Source organism: Methylonatrum kenyense, from assembly GCF_023195885.1.
Lineage (GTDB): Bacteria > Pseudomonadota > Gammaproteobacteria > Nitrococcales > Aquisalimonadaceae > Methylonatrum > Methylonatrum kenyense.
Genome location: NZ_JALPKO010000004.1, coordinates 145756 through 164129 on the forward strand (window position 1 = coordinate 145756; position 18374 = coordinate 164129).

General features: G+C 62.5%; 18 protein-coding genes. 7 read left to right on the forward strand and 11 right to left on the reverse strand.

Annotated elements, in window-relative coordinates; translation table 11 throughout:
- Positions 1 to 29 precede the first annotated feature (29 nt).
- Positions 30 to 1103: an EAL domain-containing protein gene (locus M0534_RS06685; protein ID WP_248567640.1), complete on the reverse strand. Its 1074-nt coding sequence runs from the start codon at positions 1101 to 1103 to the stop codon at positions 30 to 32.
- Positions 1104 to 1296: 193 nt separating this feature from the next.
- Between M0534_RS06685 and M0534_RS06690 the strand changes: the two genes are divergently transcribed.
- Positions 1297 to 2277 carry a hypothetical protein gene (locus tag M0534_RS06690; protein ID WP_248567641.1) on the forward strand — a complete coding sequence of 327 codons (981 nt, stop codon included), beginning with the start codon at positions 1297 to 1299 and terminating at the stop codon, positions 2275 to 2277.
- A gap of 32 nt (positions 2278 to 2309) precedes the next feature.
- On the opposite strand, the gene M0534_RS06695 is transcribed toward M0534_RS06690, so the two are convergent.
- Positions 2310 to 2894, reverse strand: coding sequence for a DUF2452 domain-containing protein (locus M0534_RS06695; protein WP_248567642.1), 585 nt, complete (start codon positions 2892 to 2894; stop codon positions 2310 to 2312).
- Positions 2895 to 3025: 131 nt separating this feature from the next.
- On the opposite strand from M0534_RS06695, the gene msrB reads away from it, so the two are divergent.
- The 5 genes from msrB to M0534_RS06720 all read left to right on the forward strand — a co-directional run bounded on the left by msrB (position 3026) and on the right by M0534_RS06720 (position 6262).
- Positions 3026 to 3565 (forward strand): peptide-methionine (R)-S-oxide reductase MsrB, encoded by a 540-nt coding sequence (gene msrB / locus M0534_RS06700; RefSeq protein ID WP_248567643.1) that lies wholly within the window; start codon positions 3026 to 3028, stop codon positions 3563 to 3565.
- A gap of 152 nt (positions 3566 to 3717) precedes the next feature.
- Positions 3718 to 4647, forward strand: coding sequence for an ABC transporter ATP-binding protein (locus M0534_RS06705; RefSeq protein ID WP_248567767.1), 930 nt, complete (start codon positions 3718 to 3720; stop codon positions 4645 to 4647).
- Complete coding sequence (locus tag M0534_RS06710; RefSeq protein WP_248567644.1) at positions 4644 to 5405, forward strand: ABC transporter permease; 762 nt, start codon at positions 4644 to 4646, stop codon at positions 5403 to 5405. The genes M0534_RS06705 and M0534_RS06710 overlap by 4 nt, the downstream gene beginning before the upstream one ends.
- 2 nt (positions 5406 to 5407) lie before the next feature.
- Positions 5408 to 5767 (forward strand): hypothetical protein, encoded by a 360-nt coding sequence (locus M0534_RS06715; RefSeq protein WP_248567645.1) that lies wholly within the window; start codon positions 5408 to 5410, stop codon positions 5765 to 5767.
- Between the two features lie 162 nt (positions 5768 to 5929).
- Positions 5930 to 6262 (forward strand): hypothetical protein, encoded by a 333-nt coding sequence (locus tag M0534_RS06720; protein WP_248567646.1) that lies wholly within the window; start codon positions 5930 to 5932, stop codon positions 6260 to 6262.
- Between the two features lie 13 nt (positions 6263 to 6275).
- Here M0534_RS06720 and M0534_RS06725 read toward each other — a convergent pair whose 3' ends face one another.
- A complete protein-coding gene (locus M0534_RS06725) occupies positions 6276 to 6722 on the reverse strand; it encodes a hypothetical protein (RefSeq protein WP_248567647.1) in 447 nt (148 codons plus the stop codon).
- A gap of 128 nt (positions 6723 to 6850) precedes the next feature.
- Between M0534_RS06725 and M0534_RS06730 the strand changes: the two genes are divergently transcribed.
- A complete protein-coding gene (locus M0534_RS06730; protein WP_248567648.1) occupies positions 6851 to 7972 on the forward strand; it encodes a PQQ-dependent sugar dehydrogenase in 1122 nt (373 codons plus the stop codon).
- On the opposite strand, the gene M0534_RS06735 is transcribed toward M0534_RS06730, so the two are convergent.
- The 8 genes from M0534_RS06735 to M0534_RS06770 all read right to left on the reverse strand — a co-directional run bounded on the left by M0534_RS06735 (position 7930) and on the right by M0534_RS06770 (position 18373).
- Positions 7930 to 9927, reverse strand: coding sequence for an AsmA family protein (locus M0534_RS06735; RefSeq protein WP_248567649.1), 1998 nt, complete (start codon positions 9925 to 9927; stop codon positions 7930 to 7932). The two genes, M0534_RS06730 and M0534_RS06735, sit on opposite strands and share 43 nt — an antisense overlap.
- 185 nt (positions 9928 to 10112) lie before the next feature.
- A complete protein-coding gene (locus M0534_RS06740; RefSeq protein ID WP_248567650.1) occupies positions 10113 to 11411 on the reverse strand; it encodes a DEAD/DEAH box helicase in 1299 nt (432 codons plus the stop codon).
- Positions 11412 to 11835: 424 nt separating this feature from the next.
- Complete coding sequence (locus tag M0534_RS06745) at positions 11836 to 12033, reverse strand: hypothetical protein (RefSeq protein WP_248567651.1); 198 nt, start codon at positions 12031 to 12033, stop codon at positions 11836 to 11838.
- Positions 12034 to 12170: 137 nt separating this feature from the next.
- On the reverse strand, positions 12171 to 12896 hold the full coding sequence (locus M0534_RS06750; protein ID WP_248567652.1) for a sulfite exporter TauE/SafE family protein: 726 nt from the start codon (positions 12894 to 12896) through the stop codon (positions 12171 to 12173).
- Position 12897: 1 nt separating this feature from the next.
- Entirely contained in the window at positions 12898 to 13431 is a 534-nt protein-coding gene (locus M0534_RS06755; RefSeq protein ID WP_248567653.1) for a pseudouridine synthase, read from the reverse strand.
- 98 nt (positions 13432 to 13529) lie between these two features.
- A complete protein-coding gene (locus M0534_RS06760) occupies positions 13530 to 14891 on the reverse strand; it encodes a sigma-54 dependent transcriptional regulator (protein ID WP_248567654.1) in 1362 nt (453 codons plus the stop codon).
- A 118-nt stretch (positions 14892 to 15009) separates the two neighbouring features.
- Complete coding sequence (locus M0534_RS06765) at positions 15010 to 15933, reverse strand: hypothetical protein (RefSeq protein WP_248567655.1); 924 nt, start codon at positions 15931 to 15933, stop codon at positions 15010 to 15012.
- Positions 15908 to 18373: a fimbria/pilus outer membrane usher protein gene (locus M0534_RS06770; protein WP_248567656.1), complete on the reverse strand. Its 2466-nt coding sequence runs from the start codon at positions 18371 to 18373 to the stop codon at positions 15908 to 15910. The genes M0534_RS06765 and M0534_RS06770 overlap by 26 nt, the downstream gene beginning before the upstream one ends.
- Position 18374 lies beyond the last annotated feature (1 nt).

Consider the following 18374-nt stretch of genomic DNA (forward strand, 5'->3'; position numbering starts at 1 on the left):
GCCACCAAGGCCAGCCGGCCATGGGCGGATCAGCGTGCAAGATCCGCCATTGCCGGCCGTTCCGGAGTTGCCGAGGGTCGGGCGAAGTAGAAGCCCTGGACATAGTCCACGCCCTGCTCCTGCAACCATTCCCAGTCTTCCCGGTTTTCAATACCTTCGGCGATCAGTTGCACGTCCAGTTCCCTGGCCATGCTGATCAGCCTCGAGGTGATCGAGGCCAGGTAACGACTGCCCGACACGCCATCGACCATCTCCCGGTCGAGCTTGACGAAATCGGGCCGAATTCCCTGCAGCAGATTCAGTGAGCTGTAGCCCGCGCCAAGGTCATCCAACGCGATGCGGAAGCCATGGTTGCGGTATTCGGCAAGGATGTTCTTCAGGTGTCCATGATCCGAAATGTGGTCCGTCTCGACGACTTCAAACACGTAATTCGCGGGGCAGGTGCCAATTGCATTGACCGCATCGAAAGTCGTCTTCAGGCAGAACGACGGTTCATAAACCGACGTCGGATTGAAATTGATGAACAGTGTTTCATCGATTTGCGCACCGTGCGCCTGACGGATCGCCGCGACGCGCGCAGCCCGGTCCAGATGGAACAACAGGTCCGCCTCCCGTGCCGCGCCGAACAGATCGTTCGGCGGGATACGCTTGCCGTCGGCGCCAATTCCACGGACGAGGGATTCGAATGCGAATACGCCGCCGCCATCGGCGTGGAGGATTGGCTGGAAATGCATCTCCAGACGCTCGTCGGTAAGCAGCTCACTGAGCCAGGCCGACTTTTGTCGTGCGATCAACACGCGCAGCGGCGTCGTGTCTGCCAACTGACGGATCCCGAACGGCTGGCCGGGATCAAGCATGACCGCCGGGCAATTCGACTGCTCGGGCGAGGTCATGACCTGATCCAGATCGTCCAGCAATGTCGCCGATTGTCCGTCGGCCACCTTGACCACCAACACGGCGCCGTCGATGTCCTCAACGATCCAGCCTGCGTCTCGTAATCCGCGTGCGGCCACTGCCCGGGTGTGTGCAAGCTTTGGTGCCAGGTACAGTCTGATATCTCCCTGCGGTAGGGACGGAACAACTTCACAACCGATGCAGGCCATTCGATAACTCCGTCCGTACAACTTCCAGGACCGGGTTTACACCATGGCCCCGATCAGAAATCAAATGGCGCGGCGGCGCAACAGTCCACCTGTCGTCAAAAGCGTGCAGAACACGTGACTCATGCCGCCGCTGCCGCTAGCCTGAGGGCAGTTCATTGGAGTTCAAGGAGTTTGGCCCATGGGAAGGCATACCATGCCAGCACGTTTCGTTCGCGCGTCCGTCGTAATTGCCGTCATCGGCCTGTGCGGTGCGGTCCTGGCCGCCTGTGCCAGTAGCCCGCGGTCGCCGGCGCCCGATGCGCAGCGACAGACGGTCTGGGCCAGTGACAACGGTTATGTCTGGTTGGTGCCGAGCGAGACCGGCGCGGAGCCAAACGCACACCCTGCCTCGTTGGAGACTTCGGAAATTAAGGGGTTGCTCGCTGCACTGCGTGCCGCCAATGCCGAAGGCCGGGGCCTGGAGGCGGCGACCGGGGGTGACCACGACGGTCCCGTGTTTACCGAGGACATGCGTGAGCGGCTGGCGGAACCACTGAGGCAGGCCCTCGCCGACGCCGGACCGGATCAGGACGTGATCCTGAGTGTACGTGGTTTTCGCGCCCTGCCAGGCTCATCGCGTATCGGCAACACCGTGGTGACCTCAGCCCGGGTTTTCTACAAGGACGATGCCCTGCACGTCATGGTGGGTGAGTTGAATCGCCGGATCGAGCGCGAGTTTCCGTTCCAGTACACCGGGCCAACGGACTTGTCCCGGCGCGGCGGGGATGCGCGCTTCGGCAGTCGCCAGCCGGACGGCGAACGCCGCGGATGGAACCTGGTGGGCATGGAGCCAGGTGTCACGCTTGCGGAACACGACGGGGTGGCGCGCAGCGACTACGTGTTGGCTGCACTGGATGTTGATCGCGATCCGGCGGAACCGGAGACCGAGCCGCGGTTGCCCGCCGCCGATACCGCACCGGAGCCGCCGCGGGAAGAAGCGGTCGGCGTGTCGCAGCCGTCGGACCCCACCGCGGCCGCGGACTCGGACGAGTTGCCGGTGGCGGACCAGCCCGAGGTGGACACGCTGCCGGACTCGCGCCGCGAGGAATTGCGCGAATTGCGTGACCTGTACGACGAGGGCCTGATCCCCGAGTCGATTTATCACGAGCGGGTGCGCGAACTGCTGGACCGCTGACCGGTCCTCGATTGATTCCCGCGGGGCGGCATTCAGGTGCCCGTGCTGCCGCTGTCATTGTGCAGGGCGGGGTGGGTGCGCGCCTTGTCGTAGCAGAGGCCATCAATGCCCGTGGACCGCATCGACAGCTCCAGCGAGCGACTCAGGGCATAGGCATAGACCCGGCGGTAGAAGCCAAGATCCTCGCGGTGATGGGGCAGGGCGCTACGCAGCGTCTCCGCGCCTGCCAGCTCCTGCTCGAACCGGTGCTGCCGTTCCCGAAGGCTTGCCTGTAACGCGGCATTGCTCGCTGCATTCGTGTCCAGCTGCAGCGTCCAGCTCAAGTCCCCATGCAACCAGCATTCGCCGATATAATCGCCGGCAATCGCCGGGTGCCAGCCGTCGGGCGGCGTCAGGCGTAGCCGAAAACGACCCTGTTTCCGATACAGCCAGTGCGGACGGCCGATGGTGGGCTGAAAGTCGAAATCGCTCTCCAGAATGAAAACCGAGGTGAACAGCTCGGAGGCGATCCGCGCGGCATCCTTGGGCTCGCTGACCGTCAGGCCTCGATCCTGCTGCGCGATCACGGCAAGCAGCGGCGAAACACCCTTGCCCTGCGGATTCGGTTTTCTGTTCATGCTCGGGCAGACCAGGCCGGTCGGTGGTGGTTCAGCTGTTATCAACTCTGCCGTCGATCTGTTGTCATAAGTCCCGCGGCTGGGCAAAGGGCTGTCGCCTGCGTGGCGGCCGCCGGGATCGGGAGACGGGTATGGATCGGCGACGTTTTGTTGGTGGCTTGCTTGCCGTCGGTGGGCTGGCGGTGCTGCCATCGGGCCTGCTCAAGGCCGGTCAGCGGGGCGATGGTCATTCGCTGTCGGTGCCCTCGGAGAAGCTGGAGCGCCTGCAGCGTGATCCGGAATTCTGGCGTGACTTGGTGGATGAAGAGGCCTGGCGCATCCTGTTTCAGGAACGCACCGAGCCGGCATTTTCCAGTCCCCTGGACCAGTTCTACGAAGATGGGACCTACGTCTGCGCCGCCTGTCACCTGCCATTGTTCAGTTCGGAAACCAAGTACGATAGCGGCACCGGTTGGCCCAGCTTCTATGATGTGATCGACGGTCATGTCGACACCAAGCCGGATTTTCTGTTGATCTTCCGGCGAACGGAATACCACTGTATTCGTTGTGGTGGTCATCAGGGCCATGTGTTCAATGACGGTCCGGAGCCGACCGGCAAGCGTTGGTGCAATAATGGGCTTGCGCTTCGCTTTGTGCCGGCCGAGGAGTCTTTGCCGGCCTTGCGGGGCTGAGTGTTTTTGCTGTGTCTCACGCCGATCACGGCGCTCGTGATCGTTAATGCAGATGGAGTGACATGCGCAGGGAATGCCCGCCCGTGAGAAGGGAACGCGATGCCATCAGCGATGCCGACGAGGCAGCCGCGGCCGACACCAGGCCTCCGGTTATGGTGGATGTGCAGGGTCTGCGCAAGCAGTATCACGGTGGCTTCCTGGCATTGCGGGACGTCAGTCTCCGGATTCGCCGCGGCGAGATATTCGGGCTACTCGGGCCCAATGGCGCGGGCAAGACCACGCTGATTCACATCATCTGCGGCATCGTGACCTTGTCCGCGGGCACGGTGCGCGTCGCCGGTTACGATATTCACCGCCAGTACCGCGAGACGCGGCGTCGCATCGGGCTGGTGCCGCAGGAACTCACCAACGAAGCATTCGAGACCGTCTGGACAACGCTCACCTACAGTCGCGGCCTGTTCGGCAAAGCGGCCGACCCCGTTTATCTGGAGCGGCTGTTGAAGGATCTGTCGCTGTGGGACAAGCGGCACAGCCCCATGATGCAGCTTTCCGGCGGCATGAAACGTCGGGTATTGATCGCCAAGGCCCTGTCCCATGAGCCGGAAATCCTGTTCCTGGATGAACCCACGGCGGGCGTCGATGTGGATCTGCGGCGTGACATGTGGAAGCTGGTGCGGGGCCTTCGGCGCCGTGGTGTCACCATCATACTGACCACGCACTACATCGAGGAGGCCGAGGAAATGGCCGATCGCATCGGCGTGATCCGTGATGGTGAGTTGATTCTGGTTCAAGACAAACACGAGCTGATGCGATCGCTGGGCAGCAAGGTCGTGACCCTGGAACTGGCTCAGCCACTGGCGCATCTGCCGGAAGCACTGGCCAGGCTAGGCGTGGAATGCGAGCAGGGTGGGCGCACCCTGCGCTACCGCTATTCCGCGGAGGGGGGTGAGGCCGGCGTTGACGCCGTATTGCGGGCGGTGCAGCAGGCAGGGCTTACAGTGCATGATCTGCACACCCGGGAAAGCAGTCTGGAGCAGATCTTCGTGCGCCTGGTTGGCGAGCAGCCGGAGGAGGCGCAATGAACTGGCACGGCATTGCCGCCATTTACAGGTATGAAATGGAGCGCACGCGGCGTACCCTGCTGCAAGGCATCGTCTCGCCTGTCATTATCACCTGCCTGTATTTCATTGTTTTTGGCGCGGCCATCGGGTCCCGCATCGACGAGGTGCAGGGCGTCAGCTATGGTGCCTTTCTGGTGCCCGGGCTGACCATGTTCATGGTGCTGACCCAGAGCGTTTCCTACGCGTCGTTCGGGATCTATTTCAAACGCTTTACCGGTACCATCTACGAGTTGCTGTCGGCACCCATGTCTGCCATCGAGATTGTCATCGGGCATGTCGGTGCGGCGGCCAGCAAGTCATTCGTGCTGGGCTGCATCATCCTGGCCACGGCGGGCGTTTTCGTGCCGCTGGAGATCCAGCATCCGGGCTGGATGCTGCTGTTCCTGGTACTGACCTGCATCACTTTCAGCCTGCTCGGTTTCATTATCGGTATATGGGCGGATGGCTTTGACAAGCTGCAGTTCGTGCCGTTGCTGGTGATCACTCCGCTCGTCTTCCTCGGCGGTACCTTTTATGCCATCGACATGTTGCCGCCGTTCTGGCAGACGGTGACCCTGTTCAACCCCGTGCTCTACCTGATCAGCGGCTTTCGCTGGAGCTTCTACGGCACCGGTGATGTCAGCCTCTGGGCCAGCCTGGGGATGATCGCCGTTTTTCTCGGCCTGGCACTGGTGCTGATATCGTGGATATTCCATACCGGCTACCGACTCAAGGATTGACCGTGGCAAACCGCTCCAGATCAACGGATATCGCTGCAGACCGGGCAACGGAATCGCTGAAAACCATCACCCAGGTGGTTTACGGACTGCAGGCTGCATCGTTCCTGATCGGCATCAGTTTTCTGGTCGCAGTGATCATCAACTACGTCAAACGGGACGAGGTGCGCGGCACCTGGCTGGAATCGCATTTCCGTTGGCAGGTCAGGACCTTCTGGTTTGCCCTGTTGTGGTTCGTGATCGGCTTCCTGACGACGGTGATTGGCATCGGATTCCTGATCCTGCTGGCCACTACGATCTGGATCATTTATCGCATCGTACGTGGATGGCTGCGTCTGCTGGACGGTCAGACGATGGATTTCTGACCGCCCAGGGCCTTCCGGCGCAACATGGGCGAGCGTTTCGTGCTGACCATGGACGCCTCGGCGCCGATCCGTTTTGGCGGTCGGCACCGGCACAGTCTGCGCCTCATCTACCTGCCATGATCGCGTATCATGTGGCCAAAACGGTTATCGGAGGAGACGATTTTGGCAGACGAGAGTGATCTGATGGAGGCGCGTATTGCCGCGCTTGGCCTGCCCGAGGGCACCAGCTTCCGTGGCTATGTGGTGCACCTGCCGGAGGCGGAGCAATACCTGTCGCATGTCGAACAGCGCGGGCCGAACCAGACCAACCGCATGTTTGTCCGTACCCCGGACCAGGCCCAGTTGCATGCAGACCCCGATGCAGCCCGACACGCCGCCGCGGATTGCCGCTCGGCCGGGCATGTCGCCGAAGCCTGGCAACTGTTCTCTGACGGTACGCGATTTTACGCGGCACCGCTGCCGGTCAACGGCGTAACCCCTGACGGTTCCGCGTAAGGGAAACACTGGTCTATTCTCGCGCCTGCGTTGGATTCCGCGTTAGCGCGAAGGCCCAGCCACCGAGAACGCCGCTGATGGACAGGGCGAGCAGGCCCACCGGCTCGGCAGTCATTTGCACGGCGGTCATCGGCAGCAACTGGTTCATGATCAGGAAGGCGGCAAGCACGGCGGTGCCGCCTGCCAGGGCATATAACCAGCCCGGCCTGGCTGATCGCCGGCGAGCCAGCCAACCGGCCAGGCAGAATGCAGGCAGGAAAGCGACGACCAGCAGCAGTGCGAAAATCGGGGCGAAATGCAGCAGGTCGCCGGCAGTCATCGCCAGCCGTTCCCGTATGCCGACATCCACCTGAAGCCGGGCAAGGGCGGCGACGTTGAACTGCGTCTGGATCAGTGATCCGCTCGCGGCGGCAACAACGGCACCCAGCAACAGGGCAACGAGTCGGCGAAGCAGGAACATGCTGGTCCTCATGGAAACGGCGTGATTACCATCCCGGGGCATGGCTTGGCCCCGGCATCCTTGCTGCATACCTTGCCTCGGAAGCGGGGCAGACGCCATGGATAATCGGGAAAAACGGGAAACTGGCCATGACACTCCTGCGTAATCTTGCCGGTAGCCTGGCGTGTTGCCTTGCGGTGTTTCTGCTTGCCGGAGGCGTCGCTGCGGAAACCCAGGGATCGGAGTACGAAGTCGAGACGCTGGCCGATGGCCTGGAGCATCCCTGGGCGCTGGCCTTCCTGCCTGATGGCCGCATGCTTGTTACCGAGAGAGCCGGCCGGCTGCGCCTGGTGGACGAGGACGGACTGCATCCGGATCCGATCGCCGGCCTGCCGGATGTGCATGTGCACTCCCAGGCGGGCCTGTTCCACGTCCTGCCCGACCGCGAGGCGGCGAATGTCCTGTACCTGACGCTGGTGGAAGGCGACCGTCGCGAGAATACGCTGACGCTGGTCCGTGGCCGCCTGGAGGAGCATGCGCTGGAAGATCTCGAGGTGCTGTTCAGGGCCGCCCCGTGGCGCGATACCAGCGTGCATTACGGCGGACGGATGCTCTGGCTCGACGATGGCAGTCTGCTCCTGACCACTGGGGACGGCTTTGATTACCGTTACCGGGCGCAGCAGCCGGAGGATCATTTCGGCAGCGTGCTGCGCATGGACGCTGACGGCAAGGCAATGCTGGACAATCCCTTTGCCGCGCTGGAGGACGCGCGGCAGCCGGAAACCTGGACCATCGGCCATCGCAACGTGCAGGGCGTGGCGCTGGATCCGGACACGGGTGAGATCTGGGTCAGCGAGCACGGGCCGCGGGGCGGCGACCGCCTGCATCGCCTGCAGGCCGGTGCCAACTACGGCTGGCCGATCACCGCCCATGCGCGCGACTACAGCGGGGCGCAGATCACGCCGTACCGGAGTTACCCGGGCATGCAGGATCCGCTGTACGTCTGGGACAGTGCCATCGCGCCGGGCGGGCTGGCCGTGTATCGCGGAGAGACGTTCCCCCAGTGGAACGGTGATCTGCTGGTGCCGGGGCTGGTGAGTCGTGCCGTACACCGCCTGCGTGTGGATGGTGATCGTGTTTCCGAGGAGGAACGGCTGTTTACCTCGCTCGACCGACGCATCCGTGCGATCGAGGTGGGGCCGGATGGCGTCCTGTATTTATTGACCGATCACTCCAACGGCGAGCTGCTGCGCATTGTCCCGTCTTCCTGATCGGCGTCGTCTTCGTCCTCTTCCGTCGCTTCCTCGCTTTCGTCATCGCCCGTGCCCGGCAAGCTGACATCCGTCTCCAGCTCGGCGAGCGGGCCATGCAGACGAACCGGCACATCGATATCCCGGAGCAGGGAGAGCAAACGCTCGCTGTCGGTTTCGAAGGTCTCGACCATGCGCAGTAACAGGCGGTAATCGAGTTCCAGCGTGTCCAGCGCGAGCACGCCCTCACCCTGGGCTTCGAAATGGCGCGAGCGTGCGCTCGCCGAGGGGTTTTCCAGGCGTCCGTCGCGAATTCGCAGCTCGCCCTCGAGTTGGCTGATCTCCGTGGTCGCGTCGTCGCCAAATGTGTCCCGGCTGGCGCCGCCCAACGAGCTCGGCACGCTGTCCTCGACCTGTCGTTTCAGGCTGAAGCCCCGGATCTCGGCTGCGGACAGAAATACAGTTCCTTCTGCATCAAGGCTGTCGCGGATTGCAGGCCATTCCTGGCCGTGGAAGCGGCCGCTAAGATCCAGATCCAGGTCTCCGCTGAGGAAGTCGCCCTCAAACAGGGTGGACAGCGGTATCGCCGGATCGATGCCGAACGTGCTGAGTCGTACGTCGTAGGCGCGCGGGTCAGACTCAAGGTCGATGGTCACCGCGCCGTCGAGCTCGCCGTCCCAGGCTGCAGCGGTCACCGGGCTCAGTGACAGGTTTCGCCGGTCACCCTGCAAATCAGTGCGGAACCGTTCGAAGGCCAGGTCCAGCGTCTCCAGTCGATCCCACTGCAGATAGCCGCTGATCTCGTGCCGTGATGCCAGCGTGGCAAGCAGCTCGATCACTGCGCGAACCATCTCGGGATCCGGCTCGGGCGGTGTGTAACGGTCCAGATCGAGTTCGCCGAAATCCAGCTGCAGGCGCAGTTCGGCGGGCTCATTGTTCCAGTCCAGGTTGCCGCTGATACCAGTCTGATCCAGGGCTCCTTCCAGCTCTGCGATACTGATTCGCCGGTCGTCCAGCCGCAGCCGACCGGCCAGCGCCAGCTCACGAAAGGCCGCGTCGTCCTCCATTTCGAGTTTCGCGTTGCTGATCCTTTCGACGCTTCGACGCAGATCCGAGGCAGCCAACTCGAAGTCGCCAACGGCGTAGGGTCGGCCATCCCTCAGAACCAGGGTCCCGGACAGGTCGAGACGGTTGCCATCATCGGCCAGGTGCGCATCGCGCAGCTGCAGCCCGGGTCGTTCCAGATCGACCAGCAGTCGGCCTTCTCCGGTGATGCCAATCGGCTGGTCTGATATCCGGCCATCCATTGAAAAGCTCTCGATGCCCAGGCCCAGGCCCCAACCGCCCTCGCGCAACCGCAGGCGGCTCTCCATGGCGCCTGACAGATCCAGGCCGTTGGCACCTTGCACTTGCCAGTCGCTGCGCAGATGTCCCCTGGCGCCGGCTTCCAGATCGTCCAGTTCCAGGTCTGTCAGCAGCAATTGGTAGTGGGCTTCCGTGTCCGCCTCATGGTAGCGGATGCGGAGCCTGTCCGCGGTGATCTGGCGGGCGCGGTGCAGGGACAGCGTGACCGGAGGGCCTTCGTCGCCTTGTGGCTGGATTTGCAGTGATTCCCAGTTGCCGGTTGCGTCAGTGTCGCGGGCCAGGTTCACGCTGCCGTCATCGATATGGAGCTGGTCCACCACCAGTTGCCCACGTAGCAGGGCAGGCAGCGACAATGTGACGCGCACACCCTCCAGCGTTGCAAGGGATCCGTCGGGAAATTCCTCCGGGTTGGCAAGTTCCGCGGCGGCGAAGCGGAAGCCCGGGCGCGGAAACAGCAACAGGCTTGCGTCGCCATCGAATTCGACGGCGAGGCCAAGCATTTCTTCTGCCTGGCGTTCGATCTGGGCACGGGGCTCGACCCGGTCCAGCACCAGCGCCAGCCCGAGGTACAGCGTCAGGAGAATTCCGGCAGTGATCAGCAGCCAGCGCATGGCGAATCCGTCGCTTGGTCAACAGAGCGCGGCAGCATGACCTGATTGGCGGCACGGAGACAAGTTGGCCAGGACTTTGGAATCGCGGCGGGTGGACCGGACCGGGGCCATCCGCCGATGTCCGGTCCACCGCCGCGTCATCTTGTGTCCGATGGGGCCTGCGGACAGGCGCCATCGGTCACGCCTTAGCGGCCACCGCCGCCCGCCGCGCGGCGTGGCTGGCCCGAATTGTTTCGGGCCGATGGCTTGGCGCGCCGGGGTGCGCCGTTGCCGGAGGGGCGCGGTTGCCGGGTTCTGGATGGTGCTGGCTGGCGTTTCTTGAAAAGGGGCTGCGGCCGCTCATTCGGATCCGGCTCGAATCCAGGTACCACCTGACGGTCCAGTTTCTGGCCGATAAGCTTTTCGATGCCGCCGAGCAGTTTCAGCTCATCGACGCAGACCAGCGACAGGGCGGCCCCGTCATGCCCGGCGCGACCGGTGCGACCGATGCGGTGGACGTAGTCCTCTGGCACGTTCGGCAGCTCGAAATTGACCACATGGGGCAATTGGTCGATATCCAGGCCGCGGGCCGCAATATCGGTGGCGACCAGCACCCGCACGCTGCCCTTCTTGAAGTCTGCAAGTGCACGGGTACGGGCGGTCTGGCTCTTGTTGCCGTGGATCGCGGTGGCAGTGATGTTGTCGACGGCCAGCTGCTTGGCCAGACGGTCGGCACCGTGCTTGGTACGGGTGAAAACCAGCACCTGGCGCCAGTCGCCATTGCGGATCAGCTGCGACAGCAGGGCGCGCTTGCCGCCCCGGTCCACCGGGTGCACATGCTGCTGGATGGTCTCCACCGCGGTATTCCGCGGTGCAACCTCGATCCGCACGGGTTCCCTGAGCATGCCCAGGGCCAGCTTCTGGATATCGTTCGAGAACGTGGCCGAGAACAGCAGGGTCTGCCGCTGCTTCGGCAGTTCGGCGATGACCTTGCGGATATCGTGAATAAAGCCCATGTCGAGCATGCGATCGGCTTCGTCCAGCACCAGTGTCTCCAGCCGGGAGAGGTCGATGCTGCGCTGACGGATATGGTCCAGCAACCGACCCGGGGTCGCGACCACGATGTCCACGCCCCGACGCAGGCGGTCGACCTGCGGTGACATGCCGACTCCACCGAAAATGACCGTCGACCGAAGGCCCGCATGGCGGCCATAGGTGGTGACGCTCTCCTGCACCTGTGCGGTCAGTTCCCGCGTCGGCGTCAGAATCAGGGCGCGAACCGGACGGAATTTGCCGCGCGCGGCGGTGGGCTCAGCCAGTCGAGCCAGCAGTGGCAACGTGAAGCCGGCGGTCTTGCCGGTGCCCGTCTGGGCCGCGGCCATCACGTCGTGACCGGCGAGAATCGCCGGAATGGCCTCGGCCTGGATGGCCGTCGGTTCGGTATAGCCCTGCTCGCGCACGGCGCGTACCAGGCTATCGGGAAGTCCTAATTGATCGAATTGCATTGTTCTAAAAAGTCTCCTGGGCGTCTTCCGTTCCGGTCATCAGGCTACGGTCGGATCCGATCCAGACAGATTGAGATGTACCGCTCGTCGGCGAGGTCCAGGGAAAGCGTAGGCTTCAACACGTCGGGGACGGGCAGGGAAAGCACGATTGGGCGCCGCTGCTGGGGCGGGCCATTCTGGTCGTGTTCCGTTCGAAGACACTTCCGGCGGGAAAACACCCGGGGGTAGCGGCATGGATCGGTACATGCCGCCGGCGCACTATACCAGAGCAGCGTTCGAGCGCCAGCTTTTTCGCGCACTCCCGCTCCGGTGAAGGCTGCGGCGACGTCCGATGCATCGTGGCTCCGAAGCAGACGGCTGCAAACGCAAAGGAGCCGCCAACCAACGGCCGGCGGCTCAATCTGACCAGAGGGGTTGGTCGGTCTTACCAACCGTACTCATCCTCCTCGTCCCATTCGTCCAGGTCGTCCTCTTCATCACCATCCTTTTCGACCACGTAATCGTCAACGGCATTCGATGAAGCTTCACCATCTGCCGCGATGGCCGGCGCCATTCCGCCGAGAGTCAGCCCCAGGGCGAGGAGCAACGTCATCAGCAAGCTCTTCAGATTGGAGAACCACATACCAGCCTCCTGCGTTTGCTTCCGACGCCCAGAGTGCTGCATCGCCCATGCCAGAGAGAGAAGACAATAAAAACAGTAACATAGATAATTTCATGGCGCAGAAATGTGTGTCAATACGACGCATGAGTCAGGAAGACTCACAGAATGCCCGGCAACGCGCGGGTTATCGCGATCAGGGCCGCTGCGGTCGACAGGGACAGGATCGCAGGTCTCAGCCAGCGACGGTCAAGCCAGCCCGCGAATCGCCCTGAGAGGATGAAGCCCAGGCCGATGGCAGGCAGCAGGGCAATGCCCATCATCAGTTCGCCGGCACCGAACCGGCCGGCCCAATAAAGGCTGGCAAGTGCCAGCACGCCACCGGGAAAAAAGATCGCGGACAGCGTGCCACGCAGTCGTGGTCCGCGGAGATGCTGGAAGATCAACGCCAGGGGAGGACCACCGATTGCGGTGGTTGTCGCCATGAAGCCGGATAGCCCACCACCGGTCAGGATCACGCCTGGCGTCGGTCTCGGGGTCAGGCCGACCAGGCTGATGGCTACCGCCAGCAGTACCAGGCCACCGAACAGCAGGGCCAGGCCATCGGTGGACAGGACGCCGATGACGAGGCCACCCAGGAGTGTCCCGAACAGCGTTCCGGGCAGGGCCCAGGCGACATCGCTGCCGTGGACGTGCCGCCAGTCCCGCAGCACGATCAGCGCCGGCAGGACCATGCCGACAATGATTACCGGCGCCGGTACCAGTGCCGGGTTGATCAGATAGAGCAGCGGGGCGCCCAGCAAACCCACGCCGAAGCCGATGGCGCCCTGGATCACGGCGCAGACCAGCAGGACCATGCTGGCCAGAAGCCAGTCCAGTGCCGACATGTCAGACCTCGCGCCAGGCGCCGGGCTGCAGGCCGTCCAGTGTCCAGGAGCCGATCCGATAGCGGATCAGTCGCAGGGTCGGATGACCAACCGCTGCGGTCATGCGCCGGACCTGTCGGTTGCGTCCCTCATTGATGATGAGCCGCAGCCACTGGGTCGGAATGCTTGCCCGGTAACGAATGGGCGGCTCGCGGTCGGGGACGTCCGGTGGATCCATCAGGGCGGCACGTGCCGGGCGGGTCAGGCCATCCTTCAGCGAAACACCGTGCCGCAGGGTATCCAGTGCCTGCTGATCGGGAATGTTCTCCACCTGGACCCAGTACTCCTTGTCCATCGCCTTGCCCGGATGGGTGATCCGCGCGTTCAACTTGCCATCGTTGGTCAGGACCAGCAGACCCTCGCTGTCGCGGTCAAGCCGGCCCGCCGGATAGACATTCCTGATCGGTACATGGTCCGCCAGGGTTGCCCGCCCGAGTTCGTCGGTGAACTGGCACAGCACACCGAAAGGCTTGTGGAGTAGCACAATTTTCCGCATTCGTCCGGTATGGGGATTGTCGGCATGACCCACCGATTAGAGTCAGCTTCGTTCAGCTCATGGATACGCTGGAGGTCAAAGCCTGGCCAGGATTGCGATTACCTCGGACGGAGTCTGTAGCGGTCCAGCATTCGATACAAGGTGAGGCGCGAGATGCCAAGGAGCCGTGCGGTCCGCGAGACATTGTTCTGCGTGTAACTCAGGGTAAGGCGAATCGCGTCTCGCTCCGCTTTTTCGCGCACTTGTTGAAGCGTTGGCATCTCGTCATAACCGTCATCGTCCAGGCCAAGGTCTATCGGCTGCAGTACGCGGTTCTCCGACATTACGATGGCCCGTCGGATTCGGTTTAGCAGTTCGCGGACATTACCCGGCCAGTCATGCGAGAGCATGGCTTCCTCGGCACGCGCGCTGAATCCCCGGAGGGGACGATCGGCATCACAGCGAAATCGCCGAAAGAAATAATGCGCCAGCAACAGGATATCCGTATTCCGTTCCCGCAGCGCAGGAAGAGTGAGTTCCAGCACATTCAGGCGATAGAAGAGATCCTCCCTGAAGCGCCCCGCCTCGACTGCCGCGGTCAGATCGACATGTGTGGCAGCGATGATACGTGTGTCCACGCGTATTGATCGGGTGGAGCCAAGTCGTTGCACAGAGGACGTTTCGAGAAACCGTAGCAGATTGACCTGCTGATCCAGAGGAAGATCGCCGATCTCGTCGAGAAACAGAGTCCCTCCGTCGGCTGCCTCGATACGGCCGATGTTCCTGCGGTCGGCACCTGTAAAGGCGCCACGCTCGTGGCCAAACAGTTCAGACTGTACAAGTCCGGAGGGTAATGCCCCGCAGTTGACGACCACGAGTGGCTCGCGCGCGCGATCAGATTCTGCATGTATCGCCTGCGCGGCCAACTCCTTGCCAGTGCCGCTTTCCCCGCGAACGAGCACCGGGGCTCCGTTATTGGCTGCTTTGTGGATCTGCTTGTTGAGCTCCCGCATGCGGCGGCTACGGCCAACCAGCGTGAGCGTCTTGGGTTCCCTTCTGCTCTCGCCGCGTCGTAGTTTGATCATTCCGTCGGCCCGCCCGAGAGCGACGGCGAGTCGATCAGCATCGACGGGGAGGGTATGGAAGTCGTAGAACGACTTGCTGATCAACCGGCGGACCTGTGGATCATCGAGCTCCTCCGGCAAGACGAGGGCAATCCACTCGATTTCATCCGTCAGAAACGCGCCGCGGTCGAGAGCATCCAGGATTGAGGGATCGCTGCGAAAGGGTTCGACCAGGCCCACCGAGACATCGGAGTTGTTGAGCTTTTCCCTGAGTACGGACTCGGTTGTTGCACTCTGGATGGTCCAGCCGTTCGACAGTATCGATTGCAATCGAGCGGCCGCGCGCTCATCGCCGCCAACGTACAGTGCGGTTCTCGTTGCGACAGATGAATCGTGGCCGGCGGAATCTGGCGACATACTGCCTCTCTTGTCGCTTTTTGGCGACATTTGATTGTTCTCTAGCCTCAGGATTTCTCTCGCCGATTTCAAGCGCCTGACGAACAGCGAGTCCACGGGGCAGCGTTGCCGAGCACTGTCAGTACAGAGCGCGGACGCTGACTTCTACGGTGTCTCGGTATTGACCGGCGAAGACATTGCCGACCTGACCGATCTCGAAAACCAGCGGAGTAGATGTGCCGCGAATGCTGCTGGGTCGGGGCATTTGTTTCTGACCCGGCGCGGCCAGGTCAAACCGCTGTCGGCCGAGCTGCACTGTGTAGGGAATCGAGGGAAGCTGTGGATCGTCCTCATGTACCAGGCGACCGTTGTTCTCTGATCGCATCGAAACCTGATACTCACTGTTTGATCGCACCTGGACCACAACATCCCGCCGAAGCCCCGATTGCAGGGTGCCGAAGTCGATCTGGTTTACGCTGCCCCGCTCGCCGAATGGCCCGGAGCTGCCGGCAATATTGATCTGTGCCCGGGCGGGGACGAATGTTGCAATACGCAGCGGCAATTCCTCGCTGAGAAAGCGGTTTGATTCGGCATCACGCAGCTGGAAGCGCACGGTGTCCTGGTAGTTGCCCGGGCGTGGGTAGGCACCAGCGGCTACAAGCACCTCAAGTTCGACCTCGGTGCTGTCCGCTGCAGGCACGTCGAATGCGATGCCGCGGCCGCTGCCGCGCATGCCGTCGCTAGTGCCGGCCATGACGATTTCGGCTTGTGTGCCGAGGTTGTCCAGGCGCGCGACTCGACTCCGGTCACCTCCAGTGATCAATTCCAGTACCACGGGACAGGTCTGGTCGGAATTGTTGCTGATCGTGATACGCGTAGTACCGAGGGCGCGTTCCAGATCGAAGGGGTCGTATTCCAGTTCGACGTCTTCGGGTTCCTCGGCGGTCAGCGCGATGTCACAAGGGGTTGCGGCAGCGGCTGAACCGGAATGGGCCAGGTACGCCAGGGCCACGCCGGTCAGAAAAAAGACTTTCCCATCAAGGCATTTGCAATGTGCCGACATCGATTAAACCCTCCGCGTCCTCGGGGATATCGATTTCGATTTCCCCATCGTATCCATCCATTGTCAGGATGAAGGTGCCAGCAGGCAGGCGTTCACCGACAAAACGGCCGGTGCGGTTCGTGAAAATGGAGCGAATGCGGTCGTCCTCCTGATCGATTCTGGTCAACCGCCCGGTGGCGAGGCTGAACGGTTCGCCGTCGCTGTCCTTGATGAAACCGAGCAGGGTGCGTGACTCGTCGGATCCGATAACGAAATGGTGGCCGCTGAATCCACCTGGGAGCACGCCGATTCGACCCTCACCGATGTCATAGCCAAGCGGCAGGTCCTCGACGTCTACGTCAAGTCGCAGGGGAATGTATGGTCGGCGCACCGGCGCCACCGCTGGGCCCATGCGGCTGCTGTGTGCTGTCGTTCCGAAAACGCCACGGTCCAGCGTCGTGCGGCGGCCATCGAGGCTGTCATGGGGCTCAGTCATGACGAAGCCACGTGCGGCCCGGCGGCCGACACCGACACCGCTTGGTGTCACGGCGAGACCACTGCTGGCCGTCAATCGTGATTCGTGGGTTGTGCCCCCGCCGTCGCGACCCCGGGTCTGCCGGGTGAGTGCTTCTGCTTCGAATCGGTTTCCGGTGTATCGGCCGCGCGCCTCCCCGAGGTCTCGCCGGTCGGAACGACTTGACAGAACCCGACCGCTGACGTCATTGACGACGTCCCGTCGAGTCCGATCGAGCTGCACGCGGGTTTCGCTATTTCGTGTGTTGTGGGTGGTTCGCGCATTGAAACGGTTCCCGAAACGGTAGGAAATCCCGACAAACGCGGTATAGGTGTCATCTTCGAATTCGCTGTCGACATAGGCCATGTTCAGAAACAGGCTCAGGCCTCCGTCAAAGAAGCGGGAAATGCCGACATCGACACGGCGGTCAATGATTCCGTCAGGCCGCAGCTTCTGCTGCTGCGCGCCGACGGTCACGCCGACGTTGGCCGGCAAGGTGGTCTGCACCCGCGCCAGCACCGAGTAATCTCGGGTATCGCCGAATTGCAGGTCACTGAGCGTCCGGTAGCCATCGGAAAACCGCTCTGCCACCAGGTTGATGCTGGTAGGCAAGCTTGCTGCTACCGTCTGCCAGGCGTAGACGATCCCGAGAGCATGGCCGCTTTCCGAATCGAAACCATCGGGGTCGGCCCGACTCCATGCTGCATCGAACTGAAAACTGCCAAAGCGCGTACTGGTGGTGGCGTTCAGACCGGTATTGACCAGGCCGTCGGTGAACTGGCTGTTTGCTCCGAGGCTAATGGTGTCGGTGAACCCGTGCTCGATGAACCCGGTGAAGGCGAGGTCGTCCTCGTACTCGATATCGCCGATGCCGGCGGGGTCCTCCAGCAAGCCGACATTGGCGCTGAAAAGCGTCACACCCTGGCGCAAAGAAACCGGGTCAAAGAATAGGGAGAAGCTGGCTGCTTCACGTCGCCCGGCATCATCCTCGACAAACAGGCGCACGTCATTGGCGCCAAGTGCCAGGGGAAAATCACTCAGATTGTAACGGCCGGCAGGTAGCACCAGCGTATCCACGATGACGCCGTTGACTTCGACATCCACGCGGGACGTGCTGTCCAAGACAACTTCCTGCCTGCCTCCGGGGCGAATATTCTGGAACGGGCGAATGTCACCAAACTGCCGAGCGATGCTGACGCCGCCCAGGCGTGGACTGCTTTGCAGCCCCTGAGTCAGCGGGAAGATGTCACCGGCGCTGTAGCGAATGGCGTTATCGTAGTCATCGTGGAACAGCAGCATGTCCCGGCGTTGCATGCGATCGCTGCTGTTGGCGACGCGTCCGTCGTAAAGCATGCTGCCGATAAAATTCAAACCGCCAAACCCGCCGACGTTGGCGCCAATGTCGAGCCCAACCACGGGATCAACGGCGCCGGTCTCCCGACTGTCAGAGCGGTGGACGTAGTCCTGCGCGTAGCTCAGGTCGATTCCCAGGCTTGCCGGCTCGGGGCGGGGGAATTCCTCGCGGTCGGGCTGATCGAGGGCTGACAGCCGACGTTCCCCCGCTCGCAGGCGCCCGGTATCGATCCGACCCTGGACTTCCAGCGCTGACTGGCTAAACCGGATGTTGAAGGAGTCGGTCTCCAACTGGTCGAGCGGTACCAGTTCGCGATCATCCGCTTGTTGCCGCAATTCCGACATTTCGTTCCGATCCAGACGCCCCTCTAGCAGTTCCATCAGGCGGGCCGTCTCAACGCTGGCGTCGTAAGCAGCGTCGATTTCCACGAGCACTTCGCCGACTAGGGCGTCGTTCAGCGTAAGCGGAACGTTTATCCGGTAAAGCTGCTCGTCATCCGCCGGTGCCACATTCATACCGAGCAGAGAGGCCGCGACCAGAAGCAACAGCTTCCGGCCAGGCCAGGTGGGCGCCTTTGCTGCAAGCCGATCCATT